This is a genomic window from Brevundimonas sp. Soil_N_31, from assembly GCF_057655995.1.
Window position 1 is genome coordinate 278,275 of the sequence record NZ_JBDGLE010000002.1, and the last position, 21,146, is coordinate 299,420.

21 protein-coding genes are annotated in these 21,146 nt (G+C 66.5%); 16 read left to right on the forward strand and 5 right to left on the reverse strand.

Translation table 11 applies throughout. The features are described from left to right. Positions 1-42: 42 nt before the first annotated feature. From tsf to lpxB, 14 genes are all read left to right on the forward strand, one after another. Positions 43-981 carry a translation elongation factor Ts gene (tsf, locus tag AC3A3G_RS04400; RefSeq protein WP_289647630.1) on the forward strand — a complete coding sequence of 313 codons (939 nt, stop codon included), beginning with the start codon at positions 43-45 and terminating at the stop codon, positions 979-981. 138 nt (positions 982-1,119) lie between these two features. After that, positions 1,120-1,857, forward strand: a complete 738-nt coding sequence (pyrH, locus tag AC3A3G_RS04405; RefSeq protein WP_125900162.1) for a UMP kinase — start codon at positions 1,120-1,122, stop codon at positions 1,855-1,857. Positions 1,858-1,897: 40 nt separating this feature from the next. Next, positions 1,898-2,455, forward strand: coding sequence for a ribosome recycling factor (gene frr, locus AC3A3G_RS04410; protein ID WP_125900163.1), 558 nt, complete (start codon positions 1,898-1,900; stop codon positions 2,453-2,455). 33 nt (positions 2,456-2,488) lie between these two features. After that, positions 2,489-3,247, forward strand: coding sequence for a polyprenyl diphosphate synthase (gene uppS, locus AC3A3G_RS04415; RefSeq protein ID WP_125900164.1), 759 nt, complete (start codon positions 2,489-2,491; stop codon positions 3,245-3,247). A gap of 1 nt (position 3,248) precedes the next feature. After that, positions 3,249-4,067: a phosphatidate cytidylyltransferase gene (locus AC3A3G_RS04420; protein ID WP_125900165.1), complete on the forward strand. Its 819-nt coding sequence runs from the start codon at positions 3,249-3,251 to the stop codon at positions 4,065-4,067. Continuing rightward, a complete protein-coding gene (dxr, locus tag AC3A3G_RS04425; RefSeq protein WP_200215714.1) occupies positions 4,064-5,260 on the forward strand; it encodes a 1-deoxy-D-xylulose-5-phosphate reductoisomerase in 1,197 nt (398 codons plus the stop codon). Before AC3A3G_RS04420 ends, dxr begins: the two co-directional genes overlap by 4 nt. 24 nt (positions 5,261-5,284) lie before the next feature. Next, on the forward strand, positions 5,285-6,502 hold the full coding sequence (locus tag AC3A3G_RS04430) for a M50 family metallopeptidase (protein WP_200165409.1): 1,218 nt from the start codon (positions 5,285-5,287) through the stop codon (positions 6,500-6,502). A gap of 53 nt (positions 6,503-6,555) precedes the next feature. Then, on the forward strand, positions 6,556-8,961 hold the full coding sequence (gene bamA / locus AC3A3G_RS04435) for an outer membrane protein assembly factor BamA (RefSeq protein ID WP_234287678.1): 2,406 nt from the start codon (positions 6,556-6,558) through the stop codon (positions 8,959-8,961). 34 nt (positions 8,962-8,995) lie between these two features. Next, positions 8,996-9,580 carry an OmpH/Skp family outer membrane protein gene (locus tag AC3A3G_RS04440; RefSeq protein ID WP_200165405.1) on the forward strand — a complete coding sequence of 195 codons (585 nt, stop codon included), beginning with the start codon at positions 8,996-8,998 and terminating at the stop codon, positions 9,578-9,580. 8 nt (positions 9,581-9,588) lie between these two features. Beyond that, a complete protein-coding gene (lpxD, locus tag AC3A3G_RS04445) occupies positions 9,589-10,608 on the forward strand; it encodes a UDP-3-O-(3-hydroxymyristoyl)glucosamine N-acyltransferase (protein ID WP_487487636.1) in 1,020 nt (339 codons plus the stop codon). Then, positions 10,605-11,069 carry a 3-hydroxyacyl-ACP dehydratase FabZ gene (gene fabZ, locus AC3A3G_RS04450; RefSeq protein ID WP_046653574.1) on the forward strand — a complete coding sequence of 155 codons (465 nt, stop codon included), beginning with the start codon at positions 10,605-10,607 and terminating at the stop codon, positions 11,067-11,069. The genes lpxD and fabZ overlap by 4 nt, the downstream gene beginning before the upstream one ends. Beyond that, positions 11,066-11,854 carry an acyl-ACP--UDP-N-acetylglucosamine O-acyltransferase gene (gene lpxA / locus AC3A3G_RS04455; RefSeq protein WP_487487637.1) on the forward strand — a complete coding sequence of 263 codons (789 nt, stop codon included), beginning with the start codon at positions 11,066-11,068 and terminating at the stop codon, positions 11,852-11,854. The genes fabZ and lpxA overlap by 4 nt, the downstream gene beginning before the upstream one ends. Continuing rightward, positions 11,851-12,690, forward strand: a complete 840-nt coding sequence (gene lpxI, locus AC3A3G_RS04460; protein WP_487487638.1) for a UDP-2,3-diacylglucosamine diphosphatase — start codon at positions 11,851-11,853, stop codon at positions 12,688-12,690. The genes lpxA and lpxI overlap by 4 nt, the downstream gene beginning before the upstream one ends. Continuing rightward, entirely contained in the window at positions 12,687-13,853 is a 1,167-nt protein-coding gene (gene lpxB / locus AC3A3G_RS04465) for a lipid-A-disaccharide synthase (RefSeq protein ID WP_368922861.1), read from the forward strand. The genes lpxI and lpxB overlap by 4 nt, the downstream gene beginning before the upstream one ends. 153 nt (positions 13,854-14,006) lie before the next feature. On the opposite strand, the gene trpC is transcribed toward lpxB, so the two are convergent. From trpC to AC3A3G_RS04480, 3 genes are read right to left on the reverse strand one after another with little or no spacing between them, the layout of a single operon-like run. Further along, positions 14,007-14,810 carry an indole-3-glycerol phosphate synthase TrpC gene (trpC, locus tag AC3A3G_RS04470; protein WP_200165395.1) on the reverse strand — a complete coding sequence of 268 codons (804 nt, stop codon included), beginning with the start codon at positions 14,808-14,810 and terminating at the stop codon, positions 14,007-14,009. After that, entirely contained in the window at positions 14,810-15,847 is a 1,038-nt protein-coding gene (gene trpD, locus AC3A3G_RS04475) for an anthranilate phosphoribosyltransferase (RefSeq protein ID WP_487487698.1), read from the reverse strand. Before trpD ends, trpC begins: the two co-directional genes overlap by 1 nt. Next, positions 15,844-16,434: an anthranilate synthase component II gene (locus tag AC3A3G_RS04480; protein ID WP_200165391.1), complete on the reverse strand. Its 591-nt coding sequence runs from the start codon at positions 16,432-16,434 to the stop codon at positions 15,844-15,846. The genes trpD and AC3A3G_RS04480 overlap by 4 nt, the downstream gene beginning before the upstream one ends. A 123-nt stretch (positions 16,435-16,557) precedes the next feature. Between AC3A3G_RS04480 and AC3A3G_RS04485 the strand changes: the two genes are divergently transcribed. Beyond that, on the forward strand, positions 16,558-16,746 hold the full coding sequence (locus AC3A3G_RS04485) for a hypothetical protein (protein ID WP_487487639.1): 189 nt from the start codon (positions 16,558-16,560) through the stop codon (positions 16,744-16,746). Here AC3A3G_RS04485 and trpE read toward each other — a convergent pair. Both trpE and AC3A3G_RS04495 read right to left on the reverse strand, forming a co-directional pair. Further along, a complete protein-coding gene (trpE, locus tag AC3A3G_RS04490) occupies positions 16,743-18,266 on the reverse strand; it encodes an anthranilate synthase component I (protein ID WP_487487640.1) in 1,524 nt (507 codons plus the stop codon). The genes AC3A3G_RS04485 and trpE overlap by 4 nt on opposite strands. Further along, positions 18,266-20,197 carry a peptidylprolyl isomerase gene (locus tag AC3A3G_RS04495; RefSeq protein ID WP_487487641.1) on the reverse strand — a complete coding sequence of 644 codons (1,932 nt, stop codon included), beginning with the start codon at positions 20,195-20,197 and terminating at the stop codon, positions 18,266-18,268. The genes trpE and AC3A3G_RS04495 overlap by 1 nt, the downstream gene beginning before the upstream one ends. Before the next feature lie 131 nt (positions 20,198-20,328). Between AC3A3G_RS04495 and tpiA the strand changes: the two genes are divergently transcribed. Beyond that, positions 20,329-21,078 (forward strand): triose-phosphate isomerase, encoded by a 750-nt coding sequence (tpiA, locus tag AC3A3G_RS04500; protein WP_487487642.1) that lies wholly within the window; start codon positions 20,329-20,331, stop codon positions 21,076-21,078. The last annotated feature ends 68 nt before the right edge of the window (positions 21,079-21,146 follow it).

Below are 21,146 nucleotides of genomic sequence, written 5' to 3' on the forward strand. Positions count from 1 at the left end.
CTAAACAGTCCGGCCGCCCATTTTGAATTTCAGGAGAAGAACATGGCCGAGATCACTGCCGCCCTTGTGAAGGAGCTTCGCGAGCGTTCGGGCGTCGGCATGATGGACTGCAAGAAGGCGCTGGTTGAGACCAACGGCGACATCGACGCGGCTATCGACTGGCTGCGCGCCAAGGGCCTGTCCAAGGCCGCCAAGAAAGCCGACCGTGTCGCCGCCGAGGGCCTGGTGGCCGTCGCCGTGCGTGAAGAGGGCAAGGGCGAAGTCGCCTCGGCCATCGAGTTCAACGCCGAAACCGATTTCGTGGCCCGCAATGACCTGTTCCAGGCTGCGGCCAAGGAATTCGCCCAGCTGGGCCTGCACCACGACGGCGTCGACGCCATCCACGGCGCGACCCTGGAAAACGGCAAGAGCGTTCAGGACGAAGTCACCAACCTGATCGCCACCATCGGCGAAAACATGCAGCTGCGTCGTGCGGCTCGCCTGTCGGTCGATGAGGGCGTGGTTTCGACCTACGTTCACAACGCCGTCTCGCCCAGCGTAGGCCGTATCGGCGTGCTGGTCGCCTTGGAAGGCGCCGGCGACAAGGAGGCCCTGCGTGAAGTGGGTCGTAAGATCGCCATGCACGTGGCGGCCACGGCTCCGCTGGCGCTGGACACCTCGGACCTGGACCCGGCCGCGATCGAAAAAGAACGCGCCGTCCTGATCGAGAAGGCCAAGGAAGAAGGCCGTCCGGAAAACATGATCGAAAAGATCGTGGAAGGTCAGATCAACAAGTTCCAGAAGGACGTGGTGCTGTCCAAGCAGCCGTTCGTCATGGATCCTGACGTGACCATCGAGCAACTGGTCGCCAACACCGGCAAGGAACTGGGTTCCACGCTGAAGCTGGCCGGCTTCGTCCGTTTGGCGCTGGGTGAAGGCGTCGAGAAGGTCGAAACCCCCGACTTCGCGTCGGAAGTCGCCTCGATGACGGGCGGCAACTAACTCGAAACATCTTCCCGAAAGGGAAGAAATTTCAAAAGGGCGCGTTCGGCTTTGATGGCTGGCGCGCCCTTCGTCTATGATGAGCCGCCGATTCACCTCGCGCGGATGCGTAACCCCTGTATCCACGGACCCATGCCCATGCCTGACGCCCCCTCCGAGTTTCGTTACAAGCGCGTGCTGCTGAAGGTCTCGGGCGAAGTCCTGATGGGCGATCAGTCCTACGGCATCGACATGAAGACGGTGGACGTGGTCGCGGCCGCCGTCGCCGCTGTGGCGCGTCAGGGGGTTGAAATCTGTCTGGTCATCGGCGGGGGCAACATCTTCCGCGGCCTGTCCAAGGCGGCGGCAGGCATGGATCGCGCCAACGCCGATTACATGGGCATGTTGGCGACCATCATGAACGCCTTGGCCATGCAGGGCGCGCTCGAGAAGATCGGCGTCGATACGCGGGTTCAGAGTGCGATCCCGATGGCCGCCATCGCCGAACCCTACATCCGCCGTCGCGCGATGCGGCATCTGGAAAAGGGCCGCGTGGTGATCTTCGCCGCCGGGGTGGGCGCACCCTTCTTTACTACGGACTCCGGCGCGGCGTTGCGCGCTGCCGAGATGGGCTGCGACGCCCTGCTGAAAGGCACCAGCGTCGACGGCGTCTATACCGCCGATCCGAAGAAAGACCCCACGGCCACGCGTTATGAGACGCTGACCTATCAGGAGGTTCTCGCCAAGGACTTGCGAGTCATGGACGCCTCGGCCATCGCCCTGATGCGAGACAGCGGCATTCCGATCGTCGTCTTCTCGATCCGCGAGGAAGGATCGATTCAGAAGGCGCTGACGGGAGAGGGCACCTTCACCGTCATCACCAACAAAGCCGCCTGAGCGGCTTCGTCATCAAACGACAGGACCAAGGACACACGTCATGGCCAAACCCGATCTCAAGACTTTCCGCGACCGGATGGACAAGTCCGTCGCCGCCCTGAAGGACGACTACGCCGGCCTGCGTACCGGCCGCGCCAACGCCGGTCTGCTGGAGCCGGTCGTGGTTGAGGCCTATGGCGCAACCTCGCCGCTGACCGCCGTGGCCGCGATCAGCGTGCCGGAGCCGCGCATGATCTCGGTCAGCGTCTGGGACAAGGGGATGGTGGTTTCGGTCGAGAAGGCCATCCGTTCGGCGGGCCTGGGACTGAACCCGGTCGTCGACGGTCAGACGCTGCGTATTCCGATCCCGCCGCTGACCGAAGAGCGCCGCAAGGATCTGGCCAAGCTGGCCGGCAAATACGCCGAGGACAAGAAGATCGCCGTGCGAAACGTGCGCCGCGACGCCAACGACGAGCTGAAGAAGGCTGAAAAGGCCGGTGAGATCAGCCAGGATGATCAGAAGAAGATGGAGGCCGAGGTCCAGAAGGACACCGACGCGGCCATCAAGCGCATCGATGAGACCTTGAAGGCCAAGGAAGTCGAGATCATGCAGGTCTGACGCGGTCGGATCTGCTCAGGAAGGACTCCCCACATGTCGGCCCAGACCGCCGCTACGCCTCTTGAAAAGGGGCCACGTCACGTCGCCCTGATCATGGACGGTAACGGCCGCTGGGCGCAGAGTCGGGGCTTGCCTCGGGCTGTTGGTCACCGCGAGGGCGTTCAGGCTTTGCGCCGCACGATCAAGGCGGCGCCGGAACTGGGCGTGCGCTGCCTGACGGTTTTCGGCTTTTCAACCGAGAACTGGAACCGTCCGGCGGACGAGGTTTCCGATCTGATGGGCCTGGTGCGCGCCTTCGTCGGCAGCGACCTGAACCGGCTGGACGCTGCGGGCGTGCGGGTGAAGGTGCTGGGTCGTCGCAAGGGCTTGCCGGACGACATCGCCGCCATCGTCGCTCGAGCCGAGTCCCAGACAGCGGGCAATGAAAAATTCCTGCTGCAGGTGGCTTTCAACTATGGAGGCCGCGCTGACCTGGTGGACGCCGCTCAGCGTTTGGTGGACCAGGCCAGGGCGGGGCAGGCGATCGAGGTCGATGAGGGGGCGCTGGGCGCGGGTCTGTCCACCGCGGGCGCCCCGCCGGTTGATCTGATCGTGCGGACTTCGGGCGAGCAACGACTTTCGAACTTCCTCCTATGGGAGGCGGCCTATGCTGAACTGGTCTTCCAAGACATTCTGTGGCCGGACTATGGGGCGGAGGCCCTGGCGGATGCGATCGCCCAGTTCGGTAATCGTGATCGTCGCTACGGTGGTCGTGAAACAGTAAACGCCTCTTATGGCGAGGCGGTGAGCTGACATGGCGTTGAAGCCTAGGGATATCGCTCTGCGCGCGGCGTCAGCCGTAGTGTTGGCGCCGGCGGCGGTGCTGGCGACCTGGGCGGGCGGCGGCTGGTTCTGCGCCCTCGTCGTTGTAGCGGCGGTCCTGTTGGCGTTCGAATGGGCGCGGATGAGCGCTCCTGCTCTGTGGCGCTCGGTCGGCACGGGTGTCGCCCTGGCGCTGATCGTCGCCATCATTGCAGCGCATGTCGGACAGATTTCCCTGGCGTTGATCCTTATGGTGTTCGGCGCTCTGGCCTCGGGACTTTTTGCGCGGACGCGCGGAGAGTCGGCGCTAGATGCGGCCTATGGGGTGCTCTACCTCGGCTGGCCCTGCATCCTGCTGATCTGGCTGCGTGATCTGAACGAGGTTCAGGGGCTGTACTGGACCGTGCTGGTTTTCGCCGTCGCCTGGTCGGCGGACATTCTGGCCTATCTGGTCGGTAGCGCCGTGGGCGGGCCGAAGTTGTGGCCGCGCTTTTCGCCCAACAAGACATGGTCCGGATTCATTGGAGGCCTGTTAGCCGGAATGATCGCGGGTGCGGCCATGGCCGGTTGGTTCGACATGGGGCGTCTGAACCTGTTCTGGGGAGGGATGCTCGGTCTGGCCGCCGCCCTGGCCACGATGGGGGGAGATTTGTGGGAATCGGCGCTGAAACGGCGCTTCGGGGTCAAGGATGCGGGTAATATCATTCCGGGACACGGGGGTCTTCTGGATCGTGTCGACGGCTTGATGTTCGCCGTGGTCGTCGTGGCGGCGGGGCGTGTGATCGTTCTTTTGCTGGAGCGCGCGGCATGATCACGCGCCGTGTAACGATTCTGGGCTCGACCGGCTCGGTTGGTTCCTCGACGCTGGAACTGATGGAGCAAGCTCAAGCTGCTGGTTCCGGACGGTTCGAGGTCGAGGCGCTGACCGGCGGCGCCAATATCGCACGTCTGGCTGAACAGGCGCGCTGCTGGCGGCCGCGTATCGCCGTAACGGCCGATCCGGCTCGCCTGAACGAACTGCGCGAGGCTTTGGCGGGGACCGGTGTCGAGGCTGCGGCGGGGCCGGAAGCCATTGTCGAGGCGGCCGTACGGCCTGCCGACTGGATCATGGCCTCCATCGTCGGAGCGGCGGGTTTGCGTTCAGCCTGGGCGGCGGCGGGGACGAGCGCGACGCTGGCCCTCGCCAACAAGGAAAGCCTGGTCTGCTGCGGTCCGGCGCTGATCGAGCGGGTCAAGAGCAGCGGCGGGCGACTAATTCCGGTCGATTCCGAACACTCGGCCATCTTCCAGGTCTTTCCGGCAGGGGCGCCGGAGCGCGTGTCCAAATTGGTGCTGACCGCGTCGGGCGGACCGTTCCGCACCCTGCCGCGCACGGCCATGACGCGGATCACCCCCGAGCAGGCCGTGGCCCATCCGAACTGGAGCATGGGCGCAAAAATCTCGGTCGATAGCGCCACCATGGCCAACAAGGGGCTGGAACTGATCGAGGCCGCCTATCTGTTCGACATGCCGGGCGAGCGGATCGACGTGGTGGTTCATCCGGAATCGATCATCCACAGCCTTGTGGAATATGTGGATGGTTCGACCCTGGCCCAGATGGGTGCGCCGGACATGCGGACGCCGATCGCCTGCGCCCTGTCCTGGCCGGACCGTCTGGCCTGGCCGGCGCCCAAGCTGGACCTGGCGGCCCTGGGGCGACTGACGTTCGAGGCGCCGGACGAGGGACGCTTTCCGGCGCTGCGTCTGGCGCGCGAGGCGTTGGCGGCGGGCGGATCGGCTCCGATCATCTTCAACGCCGCCAATGAGGCGGCGGCCCTGGCTTTCCTTGACCGGCGGCTGGGCTTTCTCAATATTGCCGCAGTCGTCGCCGACACCCTTGAGAAGGCGGCGGGCGCGGGCGCGTCTTGCGGTTCCGACGATGCCTGCGATGCGGCCTTGGCCGTTGATGCGGAGGCGCGGCGGATCGCGGGCGATGTCATCGCCTCGCTGAATGTCGCGGCTTAAGGGCCGACAGGAGATACGAACGGAATGCTAGGCGTCATCAGCCAGGTTCTGACCTATGTCGTGCCGTTCCTGCTCGTGCTGACGCTTGTCGTGACAGTGCATGAACTCGGCCATTTCCTGACCGCGCGCGCCTTTGGCGTGAAGATGGATCGTTTCGCTATCGGTTTCGGCCGACCGATCTTCGCTCGTACGGACAAGCATGGCGTCGAATGGCGGATCGGCTGGTTGCCGCTGGGCGGATATGTGAAGTTCTCCGGTGATTTGGACGCCACGGGCGTGCCGGACCGGGCCGGGCTGGACGCCATGCGCAAGGAACTGGTCGCCACCCACGGGCCAGGCGCCGAGCGTGAGTATCTCTATTTCAAGCCTTTGTGGCAGCGCGCCCTGGTCGTGGCGGGCGGGCCGATCGCCAACTTCGTCCTGGCCGTCTTCATCTTCACTCTGTTGTTCAGCCTTGTGGGCGTCGAGCTGCGTCCGGCGCGGGTCATGCAGGTTCAGGCCGGATCGCCCGCCGCCGCCGCCGGGTTCCAGCAGGGGGATCTGATCACCCATGTAAACGGCAAGCTGATCAAGGACGGGGGCGAAGTGACGCGCGTCGTGGCTCTCAGCAGCGGCGATCCTGTTCAATTCACCGTGGAACGAGGCGGCGGGTCCGTGCAACTGACGGCGACGCCCGAGCGCCGGGTTGAGAATGATCCTATCGCAGGCCGGGTCACGGTGGGCCGGATCGGCCTGGCGATGGGCTCGACGCGCGAAGAAGTCCGCCACGTTCGCTACGGACCGATTGCGGCGGTGGGGCAGGGTGTCCGTGAAACCGGCACGATCCTGAACACTACCCTGACCTATATCGGGCGCATCTTCACCGGCCGTGAAAGCGGCGATCAGTTCAGCGGCCCGCTGGGCATCGCCAAGGCGTCAGGCGCCTTGACCAACGCCGCCGTGGCCGCGAATCCGGAGCCATGGGCCGTTGTTCGCAATCTGTTGCTGACGCTGACGAGCTTCGCCGCCATACTTTCGGTCGGAATCGGCTTTCTTAATCTGATGCCAATTCCGGTTCTGGATGGAGGGCATCTGCTGTTCTACGCCTATGAAGCCGTGGCGCGCCGCCCGATGGCGGCCAAGGTTCAGGAAGCGGGATACAGGGTCGGTCTTGCTTTGCTGGCGGGTTTGATGTTGTTCGCGACCTGGAACGATCTGCAGAAACTCAATCTCTTCAAATTCCTCGGCGGGCTCGTCTCGTGAGCCGACGCCAGCCCCCGATGGTATCCCGCATGAATCAAAACGACAGCCGCTCCATGACCCAGACCCGTGGCCGCATCTTCGGGGTCAGCGCCCTGGCCCTGACCTTCGCCGCCGGCCTGGCGAGCCCCGTTCTCGCGCAGGAGGCGCCGGCCCCAGCGGCGGCTCAACAGACGCCTAACGTGGTGGTTCAGGAAGCCCCCCCGCAGGCTGACCGCGCCGTTGTCAATCGCATCGTGGTGCGCGGCAATCAGCGTATCGACCAGACTACGGTCCTGTCCTATCTGCCGATTCAACCAGGCGACACCATCGATGCGGTGACGATCGATGTGGCGGTGCGCACCTTGTCGCGAACAGGCCTGTTCGCCGACGTGCAACTGGGATTGCAGGCCAACGGCGACCTGATCGTCGAGATCGCCGAGAACCCGATCATCAACCAGGTGACCTTCGAGGGTAACAAGGCTCTGGCTGAGAAGAAGCTGCGCGACGAAGTCACAATTCGCCCGCGCGGCATCTACACCCGTGCGCGGGTGCAGGAGGACGTTGGCAAGATCGTCGAACTGTACCGCCTGTCGGGCCGCATTTCCGCGACTGTCACGCCCAAGCTGGTGCAACTGGATCAAAACCGCGTCGATGTGGTGTTCGAGATCGACGAAGGGCCTGAGACGGGCATTTCGGCGATCACCTTCCTGGGTAATCAGGCGTTCTCGGACAGCGATTTGGCCCAGATCATGGTGACGAAGCAGTCGTCGTGGTGGCGCCTGTTCAGCTCGAACGACAACTATGATCCGAATCGCCTGGACTACGACCGCGAACAACTGCGCAAATTCTATACGAACCGCGGCTATTATGACTTCCGCATCCTGTCATCCGTCGCCGAGCTGAAACCGGACAACAGCGCCTTCGGCGTGACGGTGACTGTGGACGAGGGGGACCGCTACAACTTCGGCGAGATCAAGGTCGTCACCGAGAACGACCGTCTGAACGCCGACTTCCTGCAGCTTCTGCTGCCGATTCGTTCCGGCGATCTGTATGAGAGCGATCGCATCCAGGCGGCGGTCGACACCCTGACCTTCGCCGCTGGTTCGGCGGGCTACGCCTTCGTTGAAATCAATCCGTCTTATCGCGCGGATCCGGAGACGGACACGGTCAATGTGACCTTCAACGTGCGCGAGGGACAACGCGTTTACATCGACCGCATCAATGTGGTCGGCAACACGCGTACCTTGGACAGCGTCATCCGCCGCGAACTGATGGTGGGCGAGGGCGACGCCTTCAACCGCTCCCTGGTCGAACGCTCACGCAACAACCTGCGCGCCCTGGGCTTCTTCAAGGACGTCAAGATCGAAGAGACGCGCGGCAGCGCGCCGGACCGTTCGGTCGTCAACGTCACCGTTGAAGAGCAGCCCACCGGCGAACTGTCGGTCGGCGCGGGCTTCAGTTCGGTCGACTCCTTCGTGCTGAACCTGGGCATCACCGAGCGCAACTTCCGCGGCCGGGGCCAGAACGTCGTGGCGCGCGCCGAATGGGGCTCGCTGCGTCAGCAGATCGACTTCCGCTTCACCGAGCCAAAGTTCCTGGGGCGGGACGTTCGCGCGGGCTTTGACCTGTTCCACATGCGCTATGACCTGAGCAAATACTCGTCTTACGATTATCGTTCGACCGGCGGCGGGGTGCGCATCACCTATCCGTTGAACGGTTACGCCTCGTTTAGCGCGCGCTACTTCCTGAAGGACGACGAGGTCGTCATTCCGTTCGGCTACTGCAGCGGCGTCGGCGCCGGTTCATCGGCGCTATGCGACCAGGCGGGTTCGTTCATCAACTCATCGGCGGGCTATACACTGTTGGTGAATCGCCTGAACGACCCCGTCCGTCCAACGCGCGGCTGGACCGTCTCCTTGCGTCAGGACTTCGCCGGCATTGGCGGCGACGTGAACTATCTGAAGACCGAGGCCGACGCGTCCTGGTACTATGGCGTCCGGCCGAACTGGGTGGTCAGCGTTCAGGGGCAGACCGGTTATGTCAGCGGCTGGAACGGCGATCCGATCCGGATCAATGACCGTTTCTTCAAGGGCGGCAATACGTTCCGTGGCTTCGAGACGGCGGGCATGGGCGCGCGCGACCTGACCACCACTGACGCGCTGGGCGGAAACTTCTACGCCATCGGTACGGTCGAACTGACGGTTCCGAACATGCTGCCCGAAGAATACGGCATCAAGACTTCGCTGTTTGCGGACTTCGGTACGATCGGTATGTTGGACGACCGCTATCTGGTTGATCCGGCGACGGGGCAGCGTAATCCGAGGATCGTCGATGAGCTGTCCCTGCGCGCGGCTGCAGGTGTCAGCATCCACTGGCGTTCGCCCATGGGGCCGATCCGTTTCGACCTATCGAAGGTTCTGTCCAAGGAAGACTACGACAAGACCGAGACCTTCCGTTTCTCGACCTCTACTCAGTTCTAACCGCGGCTTGATCGCCGCCACTAAGGCTTAGATTATGAAACTCATCGCTCTCGGCGCCTTCGCTCTCGCCTCTTTGACCGCATCGGCCGCTCTGGCTCAGACACAAGGCCCGGCCAACCCCGGCCCGGTGATCCCTGGCGTTTGCGTCTATTTCAACCAGCGGGTCTTGGCCCAGTCCACCGCCGGCCAGGCCGTCCAGACGCGCATGGAACAGTTGGCCCAGGAAGTTCAGGGCGAACTTCAGCCTTACGCCACCGCTATCCAGACCGAGGTCCAGGCCCTGCAACAAGGCGCAGCCACCATCCCGGCTGACCAGATGAACCAGCGTCGGCAGCAATTGCAGCAGCGCGTGCAGGAAGCCCAGCAACTGGAAGGCACGCGCGAAAACGAACTCCGCTACACTTTGGCTGAGCAGCGTCGGAAGATCTCGGAGGCGGTCGAGCCCCTGCTGGTCGCTGTCTATCAGGAGAAGGGCTGCGGCATCATGATCGACCGCGAGAGCGTCTTCATCCTGAACCCGTCCATGGACGTGACGGACACTGTCATCCAGCGCCTGAACGCCCAACTGCCGACGCTGAGCTTCAACCGCATGCCGGTTCCGGCCCAGCCGCAATCCTAAGGCGGGCCATGCCCGATCCGAGGTTTTTTGAGACCCTGTCGTCCCTGACGGTCGCCGCCCTCGCCGAGCACATCGGCGGGGAGGTGGTCCGGGGCGGCAAGGTCATCGTCTCGGCCGTCGCGCCTCTGTCCAGTGCGGACCGGGGCGCGATTGCGTTTCTGGGCGACCGCAAGTTTGCCGCAGCGCTAGCTGAGACGAAGGCCGGCTGCGTGATCGTACCGGCCTCGGCCGTGGACGCGGCGCCCGCTGATACCGCCGTCATCGTATCGGGTGAGGCGCAGGCCGCCTGGGCGCGGGCCTCGGCCCTGTTGCACCGACCGATCCGTCTGGACCACGCCATCAGCGCCGCCGAGGCCGCCGAGGACGACACCGTGGTGGTCGAGCCGGGCGTCATCCTGGGCGAGGGTGTCCGCATCGGGCGTGGAAGCCGCATCGGCGCCAATACCGTCATCGGGCCGGGCGTCCAGATCGGCCGCGACTGTCTTATCAGCCCTGGCGTCACCGTCGGCTTCGCCCTGCTGGGCGACCGGGTGAAGCTGCTGGCGGGCGCACGGATCGGCGAGGCGGGCTTCGGCGCCGCGGGGTCCAAGGCCGGGCCGGTGGACATCCCGCAGCTGGGGCGCGTCATCCTGCAGGACGGGGTGACGGTCGGCGCCAACTCCTGCATCGATCGCGGCGCCTATGACGACACCGTCATCGGCGAGAACACCAAGATCGATAATCTGGTGATGATCGGCCACAACTGCGTCATCGGCCGCAACAATCTGATGGCGGCGCACACCGGCATCTCGGGCTCGGTCACCAGCGGCGACAACTGCATCTTCGGCGGCCGGGCGGGCGTGGGCGACCACATCACCATCGGCGAAGGCGCGCGCGTCGCGGCCGGCGGCGGCGTGTTGGCTGACATTCCGCCGGGCGAGATCTGGTCCGGCTATCCCGCCAAGCCCCTGCGCCAATTCTTGCGCGAGACGGTGTGGCTGTCCAAACAGGCGTCCCAGAAGAAGGGCGCAAAGGAATCGAAAGAATGAGCGAAGACAACAACATCGACTACGCCGAGGTGATGCGTCGCCTGCCGCACCGCTATCCCTTCCTGCTGGTCGACAAGGCGCAGGACTTCGTGGCGGCGACCTCGATCGTCGGCATCAAGAACGTCACCCACAACGAGCCCTTCTTCCCCGGCCACTTCCCGATCGACCCGGTCATGCCCGGCGTCCTGATCGTCGAGGCCATGGCTCAGACCGGCGCCCTGCTGATGTCCAAGTCGCTGGACGTGGCGGTGGCCGACAAGGTCATCATGTTCATGTCGATCGACGGCGTGCGCTTCCGCAAACCCGCCCGTCCGGGCGATCAGCTGCGCATGGAGGTCAAGGTGATCAAGGCGCGCGGCGACGCTTATAAGTTCCGCGGCGAGACCTTCATCGACGGCAAGCTGGCGGCTGAGGCCGAGTTCATGGCCATGGTCGTGACCGTGGCGGAGCCCGCCCAGTGACCATCCACCCGACCGCCGTCGTCGACGCCTCGGCGACCCTGGCGGACGGGGTCGAGATCGGCCCGTTCTGCACCGTGGGGCCGGGCGTGGCGCTGGCCTCCGGCGTGCGTCTGGTCAGCCATGTGGTGATCCAGCAGGACACCGGCGTCGGCGCGAACACGACGATCCATCCCTTCGCCGTCATCGGCGGCGATCCGCAGCACGGCGGCTACAAGGGCGAGCCGGTGCGGCTGGAGATCGGCGAGAACAACCTGATCCGCGAGCACTGCACCTTCAACCGGGGCACGCCTCAAGGAACGGGCGTCACCCGCGTCGGCTCGAACAACCTGTTCATGACCGGCGCCCACGTCGGCCACGACTGCGTGGTCGGCGACAGCGTCACCATGGCCAACAACGCCACCCTGGGCGGTCACGTCCATGTCGGCGACCGGGTGTTTCTGGGCGGCCTGTGCGCCATCCACCAGAACGGCCGGGTGGGGCAGGGCGCCATCGTCGGCGGTCTGGCCGCCGTGACGCGCGACGTCATTCCCTACGGCTCGGTCTGGGGCAACCACGCCAGCCTGCACGGGCTCAACCTGATCGGGTTAAAGCGCAAGGGCTATGGCAAGGACGCGGTGCGCCGCCTGCTGGCCGCCTATCGCGACCTGTTCGAGGGCGAGGGCGTCTTCGCCGAGCGTCTGGACCGGGTCGAACAGGCCTACGCCGACCTGCCCGAGATCATGGAGATCACCGCCTTCATCCGTGACGGCGGCAAGCGCCCGCTGTGCCTGCCGGGCGCGGAATGACGACCGCGCCCAAGCTGGCCCTGATCGCGGGGTCGGGCGATCTGCCCATCCGCGTCGCCCAGCGCTGCGAGGCCGAGGGGCGCGAGGTCTTCATCATCCGCCTGAAGGGCTTCGCCGACGCCCACCTGCACCGCTGGCCGGGGCAGGATTTCGGCATGGCCGAGATCGGCAGGATCGTGAAGGCCATGCGCGCCGAGGGGTGCCGCGCGGTCTGTCTGGCGGGCTATGTCAATCGGCCGGATTTCAAGACGTTGAAGCCTGACCTGAAGGGCGCGTCCCTGCTGCCCGGCATCATTGCGGCGGCGTCAAAGGGCGACGACGCCCTGTTGCGCAAGATCCTGTCGGTTTTCGAGGATGAAGGCTTCGCCGTCGAGGGCGCGGACGATATTCTGGGCGGCGAGATGCTGGCGACGGGCGCCCTGGGCCGCGTGACACCGACCGACGAGCAACTAGCGGACCTGAAGAAGGCGCTGCACATCGCTGAAAAATCAGGCGAACTGGACATCGGTCAGGGCGCGGTCGTCTGCGACGGACTGGTGCTGGCGGTCGAGGCTCAGGAAGGCACGGACGAGATGCTGCGCCGCGTGGCGGGTTTGCCTGCCGACCTGCGCGGCTCGCCCGGCTTTGCGCGCGGCGCTCTGGGCAAGGCGCCCAAGCCGATCCAGGATCTGCGCGTCGACATGCCCGTTATCGGACCGACGACGGTTGAACTGGCCGCCGCTGCGGGTCTGGCCGGGATCGGCGGGTTCGAGGGGCGGCTGATCGTCATCGACCACGAAGGTCTGGTCGAGGCGGCCGACCGTCTGGGTCTGTTCGTCTGGGGAGAGCCGCGATGAGCCGTCCGTTGAAGGTCATGCTGGTGGCGGCCGAGGCCTCGGGCGATGCGCTGGGGGCCGGGCTGGCGCGGGCGTTGAAGGCGCGGCTGGGCAAGGACGTGGTCTTCGTCGGCGTGGGCGGCCCCAAGATGGCGGCCGAGGGCGTCGCCAGCCCGTTTGACATCGCCGAGCTGTCGATCCTGGGCTGGATCGAGGGCCTCAAGGCCTATGGCCGGGTCAAGAAACGGGTGGCTGAGACGGCGGCGCTGGCGGCGGCGGAGAAGCCGGACGCTGTGGTGCTGATCGACAGCTGGGGCTTCACCATCCGCGTGGCGCAGGCGATCCGCGCGGCCTCGCCGAAGACGCCGCTGATCAAATATGTCGGACCGCAGGTCTGGGCCTCGCGACCGAGGCGGGCCAAGACGCTGGCGGGGGCGGTCGATCACCTGCTGGCCCTCTATGCGCTGGATGCGCCGTGGTTCGAGAAGGCGGGTCTGCCGACGACGGTCGTGGGGTCGCAGGCGCTGCATGTCGACATGGCGGGGGCCGACGGCGCCCGCTTTCGCGCGGCGCGCGGGATTGCGGCGGACGCGCCGCTGCTGCTGGTCCTGCCGGGCAGCCGACCCAGCGAGATCACGCGCATGACGCCTGTCTATGAGCAGGCGGTCAAACAGTTGAAGGCGCAGATTCCGGGGCTTGAGGTGGCCGTCGTTGCGGCGGGCACGGTGGCCGCCGACGTGGCAGGCCGGGTCGCCGCCTGGCCGTTCCGCGCCCATGTGGTGCAGGAAGCCGACAAGTACGACGCCATGAAGGCCGCCAACGCCGCCCTGGCGACCAGCGGCACGGTCTCGACCGAACTGGCGCTGGCGGGCGCGCCGATGGTCATCGCCTATAAGATCGACGGGCTGAGCTATGTGCTGATGAAGCGGCTGGTGACGGCCAAGCACATCACCCTGTTCAACATCGCCGCCGATGAAGCCATCGCGCCGGAGTTCATCCAGCACGAAGCGACGCCGCAGGCGTTGGCCAAGGCGGTCGGGCGCCTGCTGACCGATCCCGAGACGGCGGCCGATCAGGCGCGGCGTCAGACCGAGGCGCTGGACCTGATGGGACGCGGCGGGCCGGACCCGTCGGAACTGGCGGCGGACGCCGTGTTGCGGGTGATTGCGGCGAAGGCGGGCTGATCCTCCACACCCCGCTCATCCCGGCGGACGCCGGGATCCAGCAAGAGTCACGCGCGCAGTTTTTGGTAAGCTGGGCTTGGGACGGCTGCCGCTGCGCCCTTAGCCAAAGCACTGGATCCCGGCGTCCGCCGGGATGGGCGGTAAGTGGGGAGCTTAGGCTAGCAAGGCTCGCGTCGCGGCTTCCACGTCGGCCTGGCGCATCAGGCTTTCGCCCACCAGGAGAGCGCGGGCGCCGGCTTTAGTCACGCGCGCGACGTCGTCTGGCGTGAACAGACCGCTTTCGGCGACCAGCAGCGCGCTCTCGGGGCTCAGCGCCGCCAGTTGCTCCGTCGTCGCCAGATCGACCTCGAAGGTCCGCAGCGAGCGGTTGTTGACGCCGATCAGGGCGTCGTCGCGGCCTTGAACCAGCTTGGCGGCGCGCGCCATCTCGTCGGCGTCGTGCGTCTCGATCAGGGCGTCCATGCCCCAGCGGGTCGCCTCGGCCAACAGGTCGGCGGCCAGGGCGTCGTCCACCATGTCCATGATGATCAGAATGCAATCCGCGCCCAGCGCCCGGCTCTCGGCCACTTGCCACGGATCGACCAGGAAGTCCTTGCGCAGGCAGGGCAGGGCGACGGCCGCGCGCGCGGCGACCAGATAGGCGTCGTCGCCCTGGAAGCTCGGCCCGTCGGTGAGGACGGACAGGCAGGACGCGCCGCCGCGCTCATAGGCCTGCGCCAGCACGGGCGGGTCGAAGTCGGCGCGGATCAGGCCTTTGGACGGGCTGGCCTTCTTGATCTCGGCGATCAGGGCCGGGCGGCCGGTTTGCGCGAAACGGCTGGCCAGGGCGACGCGGAAGCCGCGCGGGGCCGATGCTTCGCGGGCGCGCGCCTCGATGGCGTCCTGTGATACGGCGGCCTTGCGGGCGGCGACATCCTCGCGCTTGTAGGCGGCGATGCGGTCCAGAACGTCGCTCATCAGGCGTCCTCGTCTTCGATCGGCGCGTGAGAGACGCGCACCAGTTCAGCCAGGGCGGCGGCGGCGCGGCCGTCGTCGATGACGGCGGCGGCCAGCTCTGCGCCCGATTTCAGATCTTCGGCCCGCCCGGGCACCACCAGAGCGGCGGCGGCGTTCAGCAGGACGATGTCGCGATAGGGGCCGCGCTCGCCCGCCAGTAGGGCCGTCAGGGCGGCGGCGTTATGCTCGGCGTCGCCGCCGCGCAGATCATCCATCGTCGCCAGCGGCAGGCCAGCGTCGGCGGGCGTGACGGTGAAGCGGCGCACGGCGCCGTCCTTCCATTCGGCTACCTCAGTCGGGCCTGTGGTGGTCAGTTCGTCCAGATCCTGACCGTTGACGGTCCAGGCGCGCTGGGCGCCCAGTCGGCCCAGCACCTCGGCCAGAGGCTCCAAAAGCGCAGGGTCATAGACGCCCATGACCTGATGCGTGGCGCCCGCCGGATTGCACAGCGGCCCCAGCAGGTTGAACACGGTGCGGAAGCCGATCTCGCCGCGCATCGGCCCGACATGGCGCATGGCGCCGTGGTAGGTCGGGGCGAACAGAAAGGCGATGCCGGCCTGATCCAGCGCTCGCGCTTGCTGGGCGGGCGTGGCGTCCAGATTGACGCCCAGGGCGGCCAGAACGTCCGACGAACCGGACTTGGAGCTGACGGCGCGGTTGCCGTGCTTGGCGACCTTCAGCCCCGCGCCCGCCAGGACGAAGGAGGCCGCCGTCGAGATGTTGTAGGTGTGCTGGCCGTCGCCGCCGGTGCCGCAGGTGTCGATGACCTGTTCGAACGGGTGATCCAGCGACCGGGCGGCGTCACGCATGGCGCTGGCGAAGGCGACGATCTCGTCCACCGTCTCGCCGCGGATACGCAGGGCGGTGACGGCGGCGGCGACCTGGGACGGGGTCGGCTCGCCGCGCAGGCAGGCGGCGAAGAAGCTCTTGGCCTCATCCAGGTTCAGCACCTGTCCGTCGACCAGCTTGGCCAGCAGAGGCTTGATGCTGTCCATCAGATGTTCGCCAATCGTTTGACGCCCGCCAGATCGAGGAAGTTGGCGATCATCGCGTGGCCGTGTTCGGTGGCGATGGATTCCGGATGGAACTGGACGCCGTGGATCGGTCGCGTGCGATGCGACAGGCCCATGATCTCGCCGTCCTCGGTCCAGGCCGTGACTTCCAGCGCGTCGGGCAGGGTCTCGCGGCGCACGGCCAGAGAGTGGTAGCGCGTCGCGGTGAAGGGCGAGGGCAGGCCGCCGAACACGCCGCGCCCTTCATGCAGGATGGGCGAGGTCTTGCCGTGCATCAGGGTCTTGGCGCGCACCACTTCGCCGCCGAAGGCCTGGCCGATCGACTGGTGCCCCAGGCAGACGCCGAGGATGGGCATGGTCTCGGCGGCGGTCTCGATCAGCGACAGGCAGATGCCCGCCTGATCGGGCGCACAGGGGCCGGGCGACAGGAGCACGGCCTCAGGCTTCAGAGCCCAGGCCTCTTCGACAGTCAGGTCGTCGTTGCGGACGACGTGCGTCTGGGCGCCCAGCTCCGCGAGGTAGTGGACGAGGTTGTAGGTGAAGCTGTCGTAGTTATCGACGACGAGGATCATGGCGAAGGCTTCTTAGTACGGGGAGGCAGGGCGGTCCCAACATGGAAGGCAAGCGGGCCGATTGAAAGCGGACGTTAAGCTGTCCGGGAGATACAGGAGCATCGCCATCGGAAGAAATCCGTCTTGACCCCTATCCAAGCCATTCGCGACGCCCGCGCCCTGTTGAAAGAGGCCCCGGCGGAACAACCGAAACCCTTGCGCCTGCTTGCCGCAGCCGCCTTCGCCGCCATGACGGCGGTTCTATTGGCGGGGACTATGGTCGCAGGCCCCGGCGTATCGTTCGACCAGGGTTCCACGGTTTCCAATCCTTAGACTGATCCGCCGGCGCCCTGGCCGCGAGTGGTCGCGGTGAAACGCCACGCGTCCGCAGCCGCTTTCATCGGCGCGCGGGCCTTGGCCAGGGTTTCAGCATATTCGGCGGCCGGATCGCTGTCGGCGACGACGCCGGCGCCGGCCTGGACGAAGATTTGGCCCTTCGCGAACATGGCGGTGCGCAGGACGATGCAGATGTCCGCCTCGCCATTGGCCGAGATATAGCCCACGCCGCCGCCGTAGCCGACGCCGCGCTTCTCGGTCTCCAGTTCGTCGATGACCTCCATGGCCCGCACCTTGGGCGCGCCCGAAAGCGTGCCTGCTGGCAAGGCGGCTAGAAGCGTGTCCACCGCGTCCAGCTTGGGATCAGCCGCGCCGTTCACGTTGGAGACGATGTGCATGACCTGGCTGTAGCGTTCGACCACGAAGCTTTCCGTGACCTCGACCGAGCCGGGCTTGGAGACGCGGCCCACGTCGTTGCGGCCCAGGTCCAGCAGCATCAGATGCTCGGCCCGTTCCTTGGGATCGGCCAGCAGTTCGACTTCCAGCGCCTTGTCTTGGTCGGGCGTGGCGCCGCGCGGACGGGTGCCCGCCAGCGGGCGGATGGTGACGCGGCCGTCCTTCAGCCGGACCAGGATTTCCGGGCTGGACCCCGCCAGTTGGAAATCGACGTAGTCGAGGAAGAACAGATAGGGCGACGGGTTGCCGCGACGCAGCGACCGGTAGAAGGCGAACGGATCCTGGCTCCACGGGGCCGAGAAACGGTGCGCCAGCACGACCTGGAAGATGTCGCCGGCGGCGATGTAGTCCTTGGCCCGCGCGACCATGCGGCCGAAGGCGGCGTCATCGACGTCGGAGTGGAAGGCGGGCGCGGGAACCGGCTCGACTTCGCGCTGGATCGGCAGGGGGCCGCGCAGGCGGTCCTCGAAATCCTCCAGACGGGCCTCGGCGGCGGCATAGGCCTGGACTGGATCGCTTGCCGTGTCCGGATAGGCGGCGGAGATCAGGACGATCTCGTGCTTCACCGAATCGAAGATGGCGACCAGGGCCGGGCGCGCCATGACGGCGTCGGACAGGTCCAGCGGATCGGGATTTGCGGCGCCCAGCGGCTCCAGCAGACGCACCATGTCGTAGCCGAACACGCCGAACAGCCCGGCGGCCATCGGCGGCAGATCGGCGGGCAGGTCGAACTTGGTCGCCGCGATCAGGGCGCGCAGGGATTCCAGCGCGGGCCGGTCTTCGGGCGTGAAGACGTCGGACAGAACGGCGGCGCCGCGCGCGATCTCGGCTTTGCCGTTCCGGCAGCGCCAGACCACGTCCGGCGACAGGGTGACGAAGGAGTAGCGGCCGTTGACGGCGCCGCCTTCGACCGACTCGAACAGGCTGGCGTAGCGCCGCCCGTGCCCGACCTTCAGGAAGGCCGAGACGGGGGTCTCCAGATCATCGACCAGGCGGCGGACCAGAACCTGAGGGCGGCCCGCCGTCAGGCCGGCGATGAAGGCGTCGCGTTCTTCGTGCATTACTTCTTGGCGGGAGCGGGCGCAGCCGGAGCCGCAGGCGCAGCGGCCGCAGCCTCCACGCCCAGGGCTTGCAGGGCCAGGGCCGGGTCGTTGCGCGACTTGGTGCGTGCAGCGGCGGCGGCGATGGTGCGGTCGGCCAGGGTGTTGGCCAGTTCTTCGGTCAGACGCGGGCGGGCCTGTTCGGCCAGCGGCGCGGCCAGGGCCGGGTTGGCGGCGTGGATGGCGTCCACGCGGCCGACGACGAAGGCGGTCTGCGACTGGGCGTCGGAGAAGACCTGGCCCTTGCTCTGACCGAACAGGCCGCGCAGCACGCCGTCGCCGACCTGGGCCTGCGACTCGCGGCTCTGCTGCACGCCGGTGCGGACCGTCAGCGGGGCGCCGGCCTCGGCGGCCACCTTGGCGATGTCCTCGCCGGCGCGGACGCGGCCGGCCAGTTGTTCGGCCTTGGCCGACAGCAGACGGGCGTTTTCACGCAAGGTCCACTGCTGGCCCAGCGGGGCGCGCACTTCGTCCAGCGTCGGCAGGGCCGACGGGCGGATGTCGTCTAGACGGACGGCGAAATACTGGCCGTCGCCTGCGTCGATCACGTCGCTCTCGCCGCCCTTGGTTAGGGAGTAGGCGCTTTCCAGAACCTGGCGCGGGGCGTTCATCGGCTGGCCGTCGGGCAGTTGGCCCTGCTGGGTGAAGGGCGGCAGCTGGATGACGCGGGCCTTGGCGGCCGTGGCGGCGTCGGCCAGGTTCTTGCCTTCCTGACGGGCCTTCTCGAACTGCTCGACCTTGGCGTAGGTCGCGGCCTTGACGGCCTCGGCCTGAAGCTCCTGGGTCAGGGCGGGGCGGGCGCTTTCCAGCGTCACGGCCTGACCGGCCTGAATGGCGGCCAGCTTGGCGACGGTGAAGCCCAGGCGGCCCTGGATCGGGGCCGAAACCTGGTCGACGGCCAGGCCGAACACGGCGGCGCCAACGGCAGGGTCGCCCACTGCGGCCTGCGGCGTGCCCTTGTAGTCGCCCAGCTGGATGTTGTTGGCCTTGGCGACCTCAGAGGGGTTCTTGCCGGCGCGCAGGTCGGCGGCGATCTTGTCGGCGGCTTCCTTGGTCGGAACGGTCAGGGTGACGAAAGTGCGCTTCTCCGGATCGGCCAGGGCGGCCTTACGGAACTCATAGCGCTCTTGAATCTGCTCTTCTGTGATGGCCGGACGCGGATCGTTCGGACCCGGCGTGAACAGCACCAGGGAGATCATGCGGAATTCGGGGCTGCGCAGACGCGCCTCGTTTTCCTTCATGAAGGCGGTCAGTTGGGCGTCGGTCGGTGCGCCCGCGCGACCGGCCATATCCTGAGTGACCGAGAACCAGCGACCGTCACGGCTTTCCAGCGCCTGGCCCGCCAGCAAGGCGGCGTAAACACGCGGTGCTTGCAGGCCGGCGAAGACAGCCGAGCCGACGTGGGCGGTGACGTACTGGTCGCGCAGATCGTCTTCTAGCATCTGCGAGGTCAGGTTTTGCTGGGCCAGAGCCTGGGCGTACAGTTCCTGATCAAATTGGCCAGTGATCTGATTGAAGAAGGCCGGAATCTTGCGAATCTGGGCCAAGACCAACTCTTTTCCGGGACGGATCCCCGCCTTATAGGCCCAGTCTAGGAAGCCCAAGCGCTGCGTCTGGCTCTCCAGATATTGAACGTGCAGGTTTTCCTTGACCATGTCGTCATAGCTGACGGGGCGGCCGGCCTGTTCCTGAAGATTGGCGCGCACGCGCTCGAAATCATTGCGGAACTGCATGGAATCGACGCTGCGTTCGCCGGCGCTGATGATGTGACGCGGTCCTAGGCTGGCAAAGATATCGGATTGAGCGCCGACCACCAGGAAGCTGAGGATGATCAGGGCGAACAGGCCCCCAGCCCACTTGGACTTGGCGAAGTTGCGGAAGTGCGTGATCATCTAAGAAGAACCTGACGAGGGCCGGCGTCGAAAGGGCGCCAAGGGTCGCGTATAGGGGGTGCAGGGCCGCCGCCGCAAGTGAGGCTTGACGACATCTTGGCTTCCGCCGCCGTCGCCACTAGACAGGCCGCATGAAACAATCTGTGAAGCTGGTCGCTGGCAACTGGAAAATGAACGGCCTGGGCGCGAGCCTGGCCGAGGCTGAAACCCTCGAGAAGGCGCTGAAGGAACAGGCCGCGGCCTGCCGCGTGGCCCTGTGCCCGCCCGCCACCCTGATCGACCGCATGGCCCAGGCCCTGAAGGGCGGCGTCGTCGAGATCGGGGGGCAGGACTGCCACGCTGAAACCTCGGGCGCCTACACCGGCTCGGTCTCGGCCGAGATGGTTCGCGATGCGGGCGCGGGTCTGGTGATTCTCGGCCACTCGGAGCGCCGCGCCGGATTCGGCGAGACCGACGCCGATGTCGCCGCCAAGGTCGAGGCCGCCCTGGCCGCCGGTCTGGAGCCGATCATCTGCATCGGCGAGACGCTTCAGCAGCGCGAAGCCGGGCAGGCGGTCGAGGTCGTCAGCCGTCAGGTCGCCGGTTCGCTTCCGGCCTCGCTGGCGGGCAAGGCGTTCGCGGTGGCCTATGAGCCGGTCTGGGCCATCGGCACCGGCCTGACGCCGACGCTGGAGCAGATCGAGGAAGTCCACGCCGCCGTGCGCGCCGCCATGGTCGTCAAGCTGGGCGAGGACGGCCGCGCCGCGCCGATCCTGTACGGCGGCTCGGTCAAGCCGTCGAACGCCAGGGAGATCCTGGCGGTGGCCGAGGTCGGCGGCGCCCTGGTCGGCGGCGCCTCGTTGAAGGCCGAAGACTTCCTGGGCATCATCCGCGCGGTTTGACCGCGCGCCTGAGCGTTTGCCCGAAACCTCCATCAATGTTAGAGGCGGCCGCTTGATCGGCGCGCTTC